At 67.5% G+C, this 15,100-nt stretch carries 6 protein-coding genes; 1 reads left to right on the top strand and 5 read right to left on the bottom strand.

The window, feature by feature from the left end; genetic code table 11:
* Positions 1–109 precede the first annotated feature (109 nt).
* Positions 110–589: a hypothetical protein gene (locus N4264_RS04985; protein WP_261695971.1), complete on the top strand. Its 480-nt coding sequence runs from the start codon at positions 110–112 to the stop codon at positions 587–589.
* Between the two features lie 230 nt (positions 590–819).
* Here the strand turns inward: N4264_RS04985 and N4264_RS04980 are convergent, their stop codons facing one another.
* Genes N4264_RS04980 through N4264_RS04960 form a run of 5 tightly spaced genes read right to left on the bottom strand, consistent with a single transcriptional unit; the run spans position 820 to position 14,772 of the window.
* Positions 820–2,064, bottom strand: a complete 1,245-nt coding sequence (locus N4264_RS04980) for a glycosyltransferase (RefSeq protein WP_261695970.1) — start codon at positions 2,062–2,064, stop codon at positions 820–822.
* A 20-nt stretch (positions 2,065–2,084) separates the two neighbouring features.
* A complete protein-coding gene (locus tag N4264_RS04975; RefSeq protein WP_261695969.1) occupies positions 2,085–2,909 on the bottom strand; it encodes an alpha/beta fold hydrolase in 825 nt (274 codons plus the stop codon).
* A 1-nt stretch (position 2,910) separates the two neighbouring features.
* A complete protein-coding gene (locus tag N4264_RS04970) occupies positions 2,911–3,204 on the bottom strand; it encodes a hypothetical protein (protein WP_261695968.1) in 294 nt (97 codons plus the stop codon).
* 1 nt (position 3,205) lies between these two features.
* A complete protein-coding gene (locus N4264_RS04965) occupies positions 3,206–7,570 on the bottom strand; it encodes a beta-ketoacyl synthase N-terminal-like domain-containing protein (RefSeq protein ID WP_261695967.1) in 4,365 nt (1,454 codons plus the stop codon).
* 59 nt (positions 7,571–7,629) lie between these two features.
* Positions 7,630–14,772, bottom strand: coding sequence for a type I polyketide synthase (locus N4264_RS04960; RefSeq protein ID WP_261695966.1), 7,143 nt, complete (start codon positions 14,770–14,772; stop codon positions 7,630–7,632).
* Positions 14,773–15,100 lie beyond the last annotated feature (328 nt).

The raw sequence follows: 15,100 nt of genomic DNA, 5'->3' as shown, positions 1-15,100 counted from the left end.
GGCGGTCCTGCCCGCTTCGACAAGGAACCTCGCCGGCAACCCGACGGTCTGCCATTGAGATCGTCCCGTTCGCCCGTATGGTCTGGGGCAGGCCTGCGCGAGGTGTCCGATGCGAGTACCGCTTTTCCGCGTCTTTTCACTGACCGCGCTGGCCGCCACGGGCTGCGCCGCCGCCTCTCTCCCGACCACCCGCGCCGAGACCACCTACGGCCATATGCCCGCCACCGTCTGCATCGACCACGACGCCCGCCAGCGCCAGGCCCTGGCCGACGGGCTGGCGCGACTGGTTCTGCACATTCAGCACGGCGAGCCGGCCAGACGCTACAGCCCGCTGTTCACGGTGAACCTGATCCACTCGCGCACGGGCCAACGCATCCCGGTTGATCATTTCTCGCTGCACGCGGACCCGACGGGTACGACCGCACCCCCACCGCAGCGCGTCGGTATCAACCTGAGTGGCCATCTGCCGGCCGATGGCAACACGGACCGCACCTGCTTTGAAATTGCCGCGGATCTTTCCGATGCACAGGGACGGGAATGGAACGAACGCAAACTGATCATCACTGCCTCTATTGGCGGCAGCGATTAGCGCGCTGATGTGCCATTCCCTGTAGGTTGGCGGTGAGCGAAGCAAACCCCGACAGGGGCCCGTATGGCAATTCGGTCGATGTTCCTGCGCCCCCTGTTGACCAAACACTGCGCTCACCCCAACCTACCGTCGTACACGTTTCACTGTTATCGCGTAATTCACCCGGGGTGCGCTGCGCCTACCCGGGCTACAGGAGACGCTGGTGCGAGGTGACAGCGTTCTCGCCTGCCTTACCGATTAGCACCCCCGTGACGCAGAAGTCGCACCACTTCGCGTACTGCGACACGTCCATCTATCCCCGCCTCGGCAATAGCGCGATGCTGCACTCCTGCCCGCTCGCGCAGTCCGGCATCGGACAGCAGCTTTTCCGCACAGCGCCGAATCAGCGCCGGCGTATGCCGCTTGCGCGATACACAGGCACCGACGCCCAGGTCTTCCAGCCGATGTGCCATCTGCGACTGGTCGAACACAAACGGGAACGCCATCACCGGCACCTGGTGGTACAGGCTTTCGGCAATGGTGTTGTAGCCGCCGTGCGTCAGCAACAGGTCAAATGCCGGCATCAGATGGAACTGGTTGATGAAGCGACGCGTCAGCACCGTCGCGCGTGGCGATACGCCTTCGAGCACCTCCCGCGTGACGTCCTCTGACGCCACCATCAGCAGCAGATGTTCCGGCTCGTCCAGTGCCAGCAGTGCATTGCGATAGATCGCCACGACGTCCGCGCGGCTGGCGCTCATGTTGCCCAGCACCGACCCCATGGCCAGCAGGAAGCGGCGGCCGGCGAACGCGGCAACTTCATCGAACAATGCCTGGTCCTGCGTCGTTGCCGGAACTGGCTGGATGGCTGGCCCGACGAACCGCACGCGGTCCTCACGCAGCGACTGTGCGGGCACGCCGCAGAACGCCTCCGTGGCAAAGCACCAGTTCCCATGCGGCGACAACGGCTCACCGTGCAGCGGCGCGCCCAGCTCTGCGCCCAGCCCGGCCAGGAGGTCCTGGTACGCCCGTCGCAAGGCCTGCCGGAATGCGCCGCCCACCTGGGGCAGCTCCGCGGTCGCTTCCTGCACGGGGATCGGCAGTCCGCCCATCAGCAGGGCCGGTGTGCTGAGGGTGGCGATGTACGGGCACCCGCGGTCCGCCGCCACGGCCGAGGCGATAGGGAACTGTTGGTCGGCGATGACCAGGTCCGGCGCGAACGCCCGAGCCTGCGCGAGGGTGTACGAATACACTTCACGACAGAATTCACCCAGGCAGCCAAGCGCGTCCGCCATGACGTCACCCTCCCCGGACGGGTACCGGATCGGTGCAGCATGACGCCGCTCATCGACGGACGGCCCCAGGCCGAGGTCGGCGTCCAGGAAGTTCAGGAACTGCACCGCATAGCCCTGCGCCGCCAGCGTGTTCGCGACGGCGACCAGGGGCGCCAGGTGACCGCGCAGCGGCGGTGCCGCCATCAGGATGCGTGCTTTCATCGTATCGGCCTGGTCTTGACTCAGCGTGAACCCCGGTCGCGCTGCACGACGTCGCTGCGGGGCGAGTCGGCGACTTCGCGCAGGAAGTCACGCAGGTGCTCCCGCACTGCCTCGGTGTTACGCGTGACGAGATCGTGCTCGGCATCCACCAGGCGGGTGCGACAATCCGGTATCAGCTTTTGCTGCCGGTTGGCGAATGCGAGATTTCCCGCACGCGTGGCGTAGAGCAGCAACGTCGGACAGCGGATCGCCCGGTAGGCGTCGTCGGCAAACGGCACGTCCGCGAGTACGTCACGCTCGAACGTCGTCTCGCGCAGGGCCTCCAGGCGCGCCTTCATGCGTGTCAGCGGACGCCGGCGCTGCCGGATCGAGTCATCCAGGCGGTCACGGATGCGATTGACCAGCGGTCCGTCCGGCGCCGCTTCGCCACCCAACGCCTGCGGCACGCCGTGCAGCAGTTCGGCGATCTGCGCCGGCGCCAGGGGCAGTGGCGGCGAATCGATCACCACCAGGCCTCGCGCCTGCGCCGGATAACGCATCGCCCACTGCGTGGCGATATGCCCGCCGTAGCTGTAACCCACGACAATCGCGGGCCCCTGCGCATGGTCCTGGCGGACCCGCTCGATATCGTCCGCCTGATCCACCAGCCGATACCCCTGCGGCGTTGCCGGCGAGAGCCCGTGCCCACGCTGGTCATAGGCAATGACGTGGCAGTGCTCCAGCAGCCAGAAGGCGTAGCTGATGATCCACAGGCCCGCCGTGCCAGCCATGCCGTGCACGAAGATCACCGGCAACCGGCCCGGCTGGCCCAGCGTGACGACGTTCAACGCAACCGGGGCCGTCATGTCACTGCAGCACGCGTCCGTTGCGCGAACGCACGATGAACTCGGCCAGGTCGCCCAGCGTGAGTGCCGTGATGCGCGCCATGTCCATGCCCGAGAACCAGGCGGCAAATTCCACATCCGGATAGCGCGTCATCATGGTCGCCACCACCTTGGCGATTTCGATGCTGTCCAGGTCCAGCCCGTCGCTCAGCTTGCGATCGGGGCTGATATCCATCGTCTCGGCCCATTCGTCGCCGACGATGGCGACGACGCAGCCGCGGATTTCGGCAACAACGTGTTCCTTGGTCAGGCTCATTTCACGACTCCAGTGGCGGCACGATGATCCAGCTGATCACGGCCTGATTGCGGTAGCGCCGACTGACGAACGGCACGCCTTCGACCTCGCCGCGCGCGCCGTCGGCATCGGCATGCACCTGGCGCACACGGATCCGCCGCGGCGATCCGCCAATGCCCTCGCCGGTGTACTTGGCGTAGGCCTCCTTGGCAGTCCACAGCAGCGTCACCAGGTAGGGGCGCAGCGCCGGCGGATGCCGGTCCAGCAGCGCGCGTTCGTCATCGTCGAAGTTCAGTTCTTCGAAGGCAGGCAGGCGCGGCTCGATCAGTTCGATGTCCACCCCCACGCGCGCAGGCCCACCCACGAGCGCGACGCCGTACTGCGGTTTGTGGCTGATCGAAAGATGCAGAGGCGCCTCGCGTCCCGCCACGCGCGCCGCCGGCGCTCCGTGCGGATCGTGTTCGATACGGATATCCGTGGGATGCAACGCGGTGAACCCCTCCTGCCGGAACATCCAGCGCTTGGTCGCCTCTTTGGCCGCGACCAGTCCCATCAGCGACGCGTTGCGTTGCTGGATCATGCGCAACCCGTCCAGCCGCGCCACCTCGCCGTTGTCCAGGTAGGTGCTCTGCAGCATCACGCGGATCCAGTTGGTCCGGTACGTATAGGCGAAGACGAACACGCGGTCGTCCAGCACGTCACACACCTGGCAGTCGCGTTCTGGCGTGCGGAAGACGGCGCCCAGCTGTGTATCCGTCTCGAAGCGGCGGCCGGCGAAGCGCCCGATCCGAAGGCAGACACGCCCCGCCCGGGCCAGCTCCAGGCTGTAGACGAACTCGTTGTCCGTGATCTGGTCCACGAACACGCGGCAGTCGAATTCGCCCGGCTCCTCCAGTACCGCCGGCGGCACGAACAGCTCGATCTGCTCGATCTTCAGGGGCATCACCACGCTATCGACGACGTAGTGGCAGTGGAACCACATGCCCGCCATCTGGAAGGCGCTGTCCATCAGCGATCCCTTGCCGCCGGCGTACCGCACCGTGCCGCGTGCCCCCGTGGCGTCCATCGCGTCGATGCGGCACAGGCCCTGGTAGCGCGGCCCGTGGAACAACCAGCGCTCGCGGTAGATATCCGCGAAGGGGATCGGATGCGGCGCCGGCCGGTCGGCCACCTGCCAGCGCGCCGGGTCAGGCGCAGGCATCGCCGTCAGGGTGCGCGCAACGGTGACCACGCAGGAGAAGTGCTCACCGAAGACCACCGTGAACGCGCCATCCTCGCGCCGCGCGATGCGCACGTCGAGCACCACCGGCCCCTTCACGTCGATGAAGCGGAACGAAACCACCTTGCGCACCGTCAGCACTTCAAAGCCCGGCAGGCAGCGTCGGACTTCCGCGATGGCCAGCTCGATCATCATCGCCATCGGTGCCACGGCCGATCGATCGGCGATCGGCGCCTCATCCGCCGAGCGGTAGATCTCGTGGTCGAACAGTTCGGGATATTGCGCGTGGTCGATGCGGATCGTTCCGCCATACACCGGCCCTGGCGGCGGCAGCGCGTCACCGCCACGCCGGGCCGCAGCGGATTCATCGGCATGGCCATGGGTCGCCAGTGCCGCTACTGCTCCCATGACGCTGCTTTGCGCCTGGCGGAAAGCCAAGGCGCTCGCGCGCATCAGCTCGCGCGCTGTTTCGGACACCGCGAGGGCCTCCAGTTCCGGATCGGACTCGGCCACGCATCCGGGGCGGTCCGGAAGACCGACAATTTCCACCAGGCTGCGATCGAGCGACACCGCCGATCCGCCGGCGGTGGCCGCGCCAGCGGTCGTGCGCTGCGCGACCAGGCCGAACCCCGCAAGATCCAGCTCCATTCCTTCGACATACAGGCCCGCCGCCACCCGACGCAGCGCGGATTCCGCATCCATGTCGGTACGCGCGGCGTCCAGCGCGATCATCTCTCGCCCCTGCAGCGTGTCCGTGACGAAACCGCTGAGGCCCGCGTTGCCCAGTTGCACAAAGGCTCGGAATCCATCCGCATAAAGCGCCTCGACCAGCTCGCGAAAGCGAACGGGTCGCGCCATGTTCTCGAAGATCGCCCGCCGCACCGCCGCCGCGTCGGGCGGAAAGGGGCCCGCAAGACTCGACGACCACAGCGGAATGCGCGGTGCCGCCAGCGCCAGGTTCTCAACGATGGGACGGATCAGTTCCAGCGACGGCGCGTTGAAGCGCGTGTGCGACGCCGCTTCGATGCCCAGGTCCAGGTTCAGCAGGCCATGGGCGGTGAAACGCTGGCGCGCCTTGTCCAGCGCCACGCTGGTGCCGCACACGACGGCGTGGCCGGGACAGTTGTCCACGGCGACGGCAATGTCCTCGATATCGGCCAGCAGTGAGGCCAGGCGATCCACACCGCACCACACCGCCAGCAGGTGGTAGTTGCGCGCCATGAACTCCGACTGGCCCACACCGAAACGACTGACCAGCTGGCGCAGGTCGCCGGGCTCGATCACGCCGGCACTGACGCAGGCCGTCCACTCGCCCAGCGAATGCCCGGCGACCGCGTCCGGTTTCACGCGCAGACGCATGAGCGCGTGGGCCAGCGTGTAGCTGGAGTGCACGCTGGCAAGGCTGGTGCGCACCAGCTGGTCCGCGCCGGCCGGGATGGTGACATCCAGGCCCAGGTCCCTGGCCAGGCCGTCGATGCCACTGCCGACCTGGTCACCCAGACCGGGATACAGGAAGGCCAGCTTTCCGCCCTTCGCCAGTACGCCATCCGGACTGAAGAAGACGCCGTGGCGCCCGCTCCAGCGTTTGCCGGCGGCCACGACTTTTCGCGCCAGCGCCAGGCGCTCGGGCGTCGGATCGAACACGACCAGGCGTACCGGCCCCGTGGATGACGCCGCCCCTTGCTCCATGGCACGCAGCAACTCGGCCGCGCTGGCCGCGGCGATCCGCAGTACGGTTTCCTGGGTGCGCAGGCGCGATGCCGCGGCCGGCCGGCGCTGCTTGCGCGACGGCGGCGCACTCATCACCAGATGCGCGTTCACGCCACCAAAGCCGAAAGCGCTGACGCCCGCGACGCGCGCCGCTTCCCTGGGCCAGGGCGTGGCACGGTCAGGCACGTAGAAGCCGGCTGACGCCAGATCCCGGCGCAGAGTTCCACAGTGCAGGGACGGCGGCATGACATCCTGCTCCAGTGCGAAGGCCATCTTGATGACACTGGCGATGCCCGCGGCGCCGAGCGTGTGACCGATCATCGACTTCACCGAGCCCAACGCCACCGCTTGGCGGCCACGGCCGAACGTCGCACACAAAGACGCACTTTCCACTTCGTCACCGCGCGGCATGCCGGTGCCGTGGCACTCCACGTAGGCGGCCTCATCGAAACGCCGACGCGCCTGCCGCCACGCCTGCGCGAACGCGCGGCACTGGCCGTCGCTCGAGGGTGCCAGAAGGCTTTCCTCGCGCCCGTCGCTGCTGCTGCCGATGCCGTCGATCACCGCGTAGATGCGATCACCGTCCGCCTGTGCGGCGACCAGGGGCTTGAGCACCACCAGGCCGGCGCCTTCCCCCAGAAGCAGACCATCAGCCTGCTGGTCGAAGGGTGAGATGCACTCCCGCCGCGACAACGCGCCGATATTGGTAAACATCGACCAATAGCCCTGGGTCAGCGGCAGGTGCACGCCACCCGCCAGCATCAGGTCGCAGTTGCCCCGGGCCAGGTGCAGCATGGCGTTCTCGATCGCGATCAGCGACGAGGCGCAAGCAGCATCCAGAATGTAGTTCGGGCCAGACAGGTTGAGCCGGTTGGTAATCCGCGCGGCGGTGAACCCGGCGACGAGGTTGCGTGTGCGGCTGTGACTGAAACCGGCCTGGCGCTGGTCCAGAAACGCCTGCGTGAACCGCGCGATCTCGGCGTCGCCCACGCAGGCAGCGCGCAGCTCCGCGGTCAGTTGCGGCAGCAGTTTGATCCGGTCCAGGTAGCGCAGCACGACCGGTCCGATCGGCATGGTGCGACCGACGATCACACCCGCATGCAGTGGCGTCTTCTCGCGGCCGGACCGCTCGATGCCCGCATCGCGCAGCGCCTCGCGCGCCAGGTCGAGCATGACGAACTGGTCCGCGTCCGCCTCGTCGACTTCCCGCGGCACCACCCCGTAGTCCATCGGATTGAAGCGCAGGTTGTCGACCACGCCGCCGCGCCGGCAATAGACGCGGTCCAGCGACGGCTCCGCGGCGGGATCGTAGTACGCAGCGTCCTTGCCCCAGCGCTCGGCCATCGGATAGGGCGACGTGGCATCGACACCACGCGTGATGTTCTGCCAGAACGTCGCCGCATCGGGGGCCTTGGGAAAGCGGCAGGCCATTCCCACGATTGCTACTCGAAACGTCATGATGTCTTGCTTCCCCGTGGGCCATGCGGTGTCGGCGGTGGAAACTGGGCCGTGTCCACTCAGGCTTCCTTCCAGTACACGGCGTCGTCGTTGACGCACATCGCCACGACCTGCCCCGATGACTTGCCCTCGCCCAGCGCATCGAACAGGAAGTCGACACCCTGGTGACGCGAGATGGCAAACACGCCCATGCCCTCCAGGTGTTTCTGCAAGCTGCCGTCGATCATTCCGGCGCCCGCCCAGGGGCCCCAGTTGATCGACAGGTATTGACCGGGGCGTGCGGCATTGAGTGCGAGCGCACGGATGTCCAGGTAGTCGTTCGCCGCGGAATAGTCCGTCTGGCCGCGGTTGCCGACGGCGGAGGAGAGGCTCGAGAAGAACACGAAGAACCGGGGTTCGGCCTGCGCGTGAACGGCGGCCAGCACGTTCTCGGCGCCCGCGACCTTCGGCTGGTAGACCTTGGCCAGGGACGTTTCGTCCTTGGCCGCGATGAACCGGTCATCGAGCACGCCGGCACCGAACAGCACGCCGTCAATGCGACCATAGCGCTGCATCACCTCGCCCACGGCGCGATCGACCTGGGCACGGTCAGTGACATCGGCCTGCCAGTAGCTGACCTCGCTGCCCGCCGCCTGCAGCGCAGCGAGGTTGCGCCGTATCGCCTTCTCGTCGAGCAGGCGCCGCACCTCCTGTTCGATCTGCCGCGGCGAGGTTCCCGGCGTGCTGGACGCCAGCAGCGCCTGCCGCAGCTGCGCGGCCGTCTCCAGCGATGGATACGGATCGGTTGCCGGCGGCAGCGCGGATCGCCCGAGCACGACCAGCCGGCACCGATAGCGGTGTGCAAATCCTTCGGCGAACCAGCTGGTGATGCCCTTGGCGCCACCGATCACGACGATCACCGCATCGTGCGCCAGCTCCAGCGGCAACGTGGCGGTCACCGGCGTGGCGCGCGGCACCACGCGCCGCACGTGGCGTTCGCCATTCACGTAGGCGACCGGCTGCGCCATCGGCTCGGCCTCGCTGAACACCTCGTCAACCAGACGCTCGGCCAGCTGCTGCACCGATAGCACCGTCGCATCATGGACGACCAGCGGCCGGATGATGCGGGTCCGCGGCCATTCCCAGCGCAGGCTGACGAGGAAGCCGGCCGCACCGGTACTGGCCGCGGGGGCGATGTAACGGCCTTCCTCGTCCAGGAGCGGTTCGGTCGCGCATTGCACGACAAGTACGCAGTCCATGCGCGCCGCGTCGCAGGCCTGCAACGACCAGAGCAGACCGCGGATGTCATCGAACGGCACGTCGCCGTGGCTGAAATACACCAGCCCGTCCGTGTCGAGCGTCATCCCGGCACGCAGGGCTTCACGCCCGATGAACGCCAGGCGGATACCCCGGCTGGCAAAGCTTGCGGTCAGCGCGGCGGCCGCCGCATCGGGCGCATCGATCACATGAAAAGTCTTACCCGCCAGCGCAGGCTGGGCGACGCGAAGCGCCTGCGGCACGTAGCGCACGTCGAACACCTTGAGCGGCACGGTGTCCGGTTCGAGTACGGCAGCCAGCCGGTCTGGCGTCGCCGCCCCTCCTGGCGATTCGTCCGGCACCTGGGCGGCGGCAGACGTCGTGCCACCCGTGACGCGATCGGCCAGCCAGCTGCTGATGCCACGCAGGGTCTTGATCCGCGATACCTGGTCGAGGAACGAGGTCGCCTCCTCTCCCAGTCCGTCCTGCCCGCCGCGCGCCAGTCCCAGCTCGCGTCCGATTTCCGACAGCAGTTCCACGCGCTTGATCGAGTCGACCCCCAGATCCGCTTCCAGATCCAGATCCGCGTCGAGCATGTCTTCGGGATAGCCGGTCCGTTCCGCGATCAACGTGCGCAGACGCCGCGTGATCGTTTCCTGGTCCACTGCAACGTGCGGTGCCGCGACTGCCGCTGGTGCGGCCGCGGTATTGGTGGCCGCAACCGGCGGCGCCGACTGCCGGACGAAGTCCGCCAGCCAGGTACTGATGCCCCGCAGCGTCTTGATGCGCGATACCTGGTCGAGGAACGAGGTCGCTTCTTCGCCTGGCGACGAAGCATCTCCACCGCGGCGCACACCCAGCTCGGCGCTGATTTCCGACAGCAGTTCGACGCGCTTGATCGAGTCGACGCCCAGGTCGGCCTCCAGGTCGAGCTCGGGTTGCAGCATGTCGAGGGGATAGCCGGTCCGCTCGCTGATCATGGCGCGCAGGCGGATTTCGATGCCCGCCGCATCCATTACGGGCCGCGCCGCGACAGGCGGTGGTGCCACCGGCGCCTCCAGCACCGGCGTCGCGGTGTTGCCGGGCCGCGGATTGATCGTGCGCAGCGGTCGGTCTGCCGCTCCCAGGTGTTCGAGCATGACGTCGCGCTGGGCTTCGATGAATCGATTCAGGCTGTCGAAGTACAGCGCCAGCGAATCGCCCTGGTGCGGTGTAGCTACCGATGGCGTAGTGGGTGGCGTGAGGTCGATGCGGTGGTGCGGATTGTAGGATTGAGCCGGCAGGGTGCCGAACAGGGGCCGCGCGTAGTGGCCGTTGACGATCCACATCGAGCGCGACAGAGGACGCGTGTCATCCAGGTCCACCTCGCGCAGGCGACGTCCGGCAAACAGGGCGTCGAGTGACAGTTCGACGCCGCTGGCGGCCAGGCGCGCGATGGTGACCATCAGTCCCTTCAGCGGCGCGGCGTCCCGCAGGCACACGGGCAGGCAGCGCACCGCCTTTCCGTCAAGAATGCGATTGACCAGGCCGCACAGCACATTGCCGGCGCCGACCTCGATGAACGTGCGCACGCCGCGCTCGTACATGCCGCGAATCAGTTCGGTGAAACGCACGGAGGCCACAATCTGGCGCGCCAGTGCCTGCGCAACCTGTTCACCCGTTGTTTCCGCCGCGTACGGCAGGCCGGTCTCGTTTGACCAGACGGGCGCGTTCACCGGTGCCGCCAGCGTCCACTGTGCCAACGCCGCGCCAAAGTGCGCCGCGCCCCCCGCACGCTCGCGGCTGTGAAACGCGCAGGCGACATTGAGCAACCGCGCACCGACGCCGCGCGCGGTGAACGCCTCACGCGCGGCGGCAATCGCCGCGGTACGCCCGGCCAGTACGGTCTGCTGCGGCGCGTTGAGATTGGCGATTTCGACACCACCGAGCGCCGGACCCAGCACGTCGTGTACGAGCGACGCATCGCCGTCGACCGCCAGCATGGCGCCCGGGTCCTCCGGATCGACGCTGGTCAGGATGCTGGCCGCACGCTGGCGGCTGATCGCGACCAGGTCTGCCGGCGCAATGGCGCCCGCATGGCACAGGGCACCCAGTTCGCCGTAGCTGTGGCCGGCCAGGTGTGCCGGCCGCACCCCGAGCGAGCGCAGGATGTCTGCCACCGCCAGGCTGACGACACCCAGCGCCGGTTGCGCCACTTCGGTGGCGGTCAACGCGGCATCCTGCGCCGCGCGCTCGTCGTCGGCGAAACTACGCACCGGGAACAGGTGCCGCAGCAGCGCCGGCTCGTTCTCGATCCAGCGGTGTGTCTGCGGGAAGTAGGTGAAAAGATCGCCCCCCATGCGCAGGAACTGGCTGCCCTGGCCTGGAAACAGGAACGCGATGTCGCCAGTCGCCGTTTCCGCGCTGGCGTGGAATACGCCGCGCGGATCAGACTGTCCGTTCTCTGCCAGCGTCAGTCGTTCCCGCAGCTCGTCGATGGATGCGGCCACGATCGCCACCTGCACGGGCTGGCGGGTGTCCGCGCGCAGATGGTGGCTATATGCCACATCCGCCAGGCGAAGTTGCCGGCCTACGTCGAGGAAGGCCGTCATCCGCGCCAGCGACTCCTTCGCCTGCGCCGGCGTCTCACCGCGAAACAGGAATACTTCCTGCGGCCAGACAGCCGGTGACGGCGCGGCCCGTTCCTGGTCGGCCCGATCCATCACCAGGTGGTAATTCGTGCCACCGAAGCCGAACGCACTGACACCGGCCTTGCGGTCCTGCGCCAGCCACGGCGCCGGATGCGCGTGAAACGCAAAGCGGCTGCGCTCCCTGCGCCAGGCGCGGTTGGGCCGATCGATGTGCAAGGTCGGCGGCAATACGCCCTGTTCGATCGCGAACGCCGTCTTGATCAGGCTCGCCATGCCGGCAGCACATTTGGTGTGCCCGATCTGTGTCTTGACCGAGCCGAGGATGCACGCGCCCGCGTCACTGCCAGCGGCGGCGAAGACGGACTCGAGCGTGGTCAGCTCGGTCTGGTCCCCTGCAACGGTTCCCGTTCCGTGCGCCTCAAGCAGACCAATCGCCTGCGGCGAGATACCCGCGCGCCGGTAGGCGCGATCCAGCGCACGCCGCTGCCCCTGCCGCCGCGGTGCCGTTAACCCCAGCGAGCGACCGTCACTGGCGCCGGCGATGCCGCGGATCACCGCATAGATGTGGTCGCCGTCATCCTGGGCATCTTCCAGGCGCTTGAGCACGACCGCCGCCGCAGCCTCGCCCAGGGCGATGCCATCCGCGCCATCGGAGAACGTCAGGCAGCGTCCCTTCGACGACAGGGCATGCGTGCTGGAGAACATCAGGTAATCGTTGATGCCGTTGTGGAAGTCGACGCCACCGGCGATCGCCATGTCGCATTCGCCGTAGCGCAGTTCCTTGATCGCGGCATCAATGGCGGCGAGCGACGAGGCGCAGGCCGCGTCGATGGTGAAGTTCTGGCCCGCAAGATCCAACCGATTGCTGATGCGGCCGCTGACGATGTTGCCCAGCACACCGGGAAAGCTGTCTTCGGTCAGGCGCGGCAGCGCATCAAGCGCCTTCTCCAGCGCAGCACCCTGCACCAGCTGCGGCAGGAGAATGCGCAGTCCGTAGGCCGCGGACAGATCACCGCCTGGCTCCACGCCGAAGATCACGCTGGTGCGCGCGCCGGCCGCGTTGTGATCGCCATAGCCGGCGTCCTGCAGGGCACGCGAGGCAATCAGCAGGCTCGCCAGCTGCGCCGGATCGATCGAGCCCAGGGCCTGCGGCGGAATACCGAATGCCGCGGGATCGAAGTGAAAATCGGGGATAAACCCGCCCCATTTCGAGTTGGTCTTTTCACCGGCTGCGCCACGGGCTGTGCCGTCGTAATACACCGATTCGCACCAGCGCGAGGTGGGAACTTCCGTGACACAGTCCTTGCCGAGCAACACGTTCGACCAGAACTCCTCGGCACTGAGTGCACCGGGGAAAATGCCGGCCACCCCGACGATCGCGATGTCGCAGGGCGTGCCACGCCGCGTCGCGCGAAACGGTGGCAGCGCCTGCAGCCACTGCGCGCCGTCCGCGATGCCCTGGTGCAATGCCGATACGCGCGTGACGCTGCTACGCAGGGTCGCGACATCGCCGACCATATACATGCCTTCGGCCAGCTGGGTCGCGGCATCGACGTCCACGAGCGTGCCGTCGACACGCTTCTTGCCCTTGCTCGCCACACGCAGGCTGCCGACATTCATCGCTTCCAGGCGTGTGAAGATCTCCTGCGCGGTCTTGCCCTGCGCATGCAGGCGCTCCCGTTCGCGGTCGAGAACGTCGACGTAGGCCGTGCGCAGGCAGCGCGTCACATGTCCCGGGCCGGTCTGCACCAGCGCGGTAGCGTGCGAATCAACCACCATGGCCTGGTAGCGTGGAAGGATCGCACCTTCCTGCACGATCTCCTCGGTGAACAAATAGGCCGTTCCCATCAGCAGGCCCAGTTTTGCGCCACGCGCCGCCAGCGGTGCGCACATCACCGCCAGCAATGCCGCAGATCGCGCATCGTGCAGCCCGCCGGCGAAGACCAGCGAAAGGGAGTCGAGCGTTTCGGTTTCCAATGCGAGGGAAATCTGACCTTCCCACAGCGTGAGAGACGACAGGGGGCCGACGTGGCCACCACACTCGCGTCCTTCGAACACGAAGCGTTTGACGCCATCCTTCACGAAGTGCTCGAACAGGCGGAACGTCGGGCAATGCAGGAATGCGCCGATCTGTCGCGATTCGAAGAACTGCGCCTGGTCCGGGCGTCCACCGGCGATCAGCACGAAGGGTGGCGCCGCTTCGAGCACGACGTCGACCTGCCGGGTGTAAAGCTCCGGTGGCAGGAAACCCAGGAGGCCGGCCGACCACGGCAGGTCACCCAGGCGGGCCTGCGTCTGCTGCAGCACCTGCCGCGCATCGTCGGGCTTCATCACCGCCAGTGCAATCGATGGCAGTGCACCTTCGGCCGCTACGGCGTGCGCGAAATCCGGCGAATCGGAGACGCGCGTCATCGGCCCCTGGAGGATCGGATAGCGCAACCGGTGCTCGCGCGCGAAGGCCGAGTCCGGCGCGAATGCGTAGTACGCCTTGGCCTGGCGCAGATGGCCTTCCATCGCGCGCGTCGTCGCGTCGACGAGCGTGGCGAGATCGCCGTAGAGCGCGACGAAGAGATCCGCGAGGGCGACGTCTTCACCGGCGAGCACCGGCGGATCAGGCTGCGACAACGATTGCAGAACATCCGCCGCCGTCGCCTGCATGTCCAGTTCCGGCAGGCGGCGGTGACGCAGGTAGCGGTATCCACCGGCCACCGTCGACTCCGAGCCGTTGACGCCCTTGAGGATGAGACGCAACGCGTGCGGCACGCGAAGTTCCGGCAGCAATGCCAGTTGCGCGTCATACACGACGCCGCGTGCACCCGCGGCAACTGCCGCCGCGGCGCCGTGCGGCCCGAGGCCACCCTGCGGCCAGAAGGGAATCGTCAGCGCGTCGGTGCACTGCTGCAACAGGATGAAGCTGTTGCTCGATCCGACACGCCCGCCACTCTCCGCGCCCTTGAGAATGATGCCGTCAGCACCAAGCGACTGCGCCCGCAACGCTTCTTCCCAGGACACGGCCTGGACCAGGTGCACGAAACCCTCGTGGCGCACGAAGCTGTCCGGCGAGCCATGCAGTAGCGTGCGGGCACGGCCACGCAGGCTGTCGAGCAGATCGACCGGAACAGTGACGCCCTCGGGAATGCGGACTCCCCAGGTCACGTCAGGCGACACGGCAACGCGGGCGACAGCGCGCCTGGCTGCGGCCATGTCACGGCCCAGATCAAGAAATGGCAAGGCACCGGCCTTGTGCCCTTCGCTGACCAGGCGATGGCAGGGCCGCTCGAACGGCGAGATCAAGAGAACATCGAACGCCGTGGGATTCGTGTGTTGGATTGGCATTGTCTTCCGCTGTTCCCGGCACCGGCCTGCGGTGCTCTGCAGCGGGCGCCACGAACCGCCGACGGTCGCGGACACCCTCCCCTATGTTTCGCGCCGCACCCGGTTGCCCCCGCAACCGGTCGCTGTGCACCGCGAGCCCCGGTGCGGCGCACGCCGCAAAGCGTGCGCCGCACCTTGTTCGGCAAGCGCAGTACGAACACCCATCCCCGCGTCAGCACGCCGTGGTGTTCGTCCAGGACTATTGCCGCACTGCAGGCTAGAACGCCGTCGCGGCCGGTTGCAGTGGGTTTATGCGGCGTCTTTGTAACCGAATGTACGAACGCGCACC

Source organism: Tahibacter amnicola, assembly GCF_025398735.1.
Taxonomy (GTDB): domain Bacteria; phylum Pseudomonadota; class Gammaproteobacteria; order Xanthomonadales; family Rhodanobacteraceae; genus Tahibacter; species Tahibacter amnicola.
The sequence above is the reverse complement of the archived record's forward strand: the minus strand, read 5'-3'. Positions and strand labels throughout refer to the sequence as shown.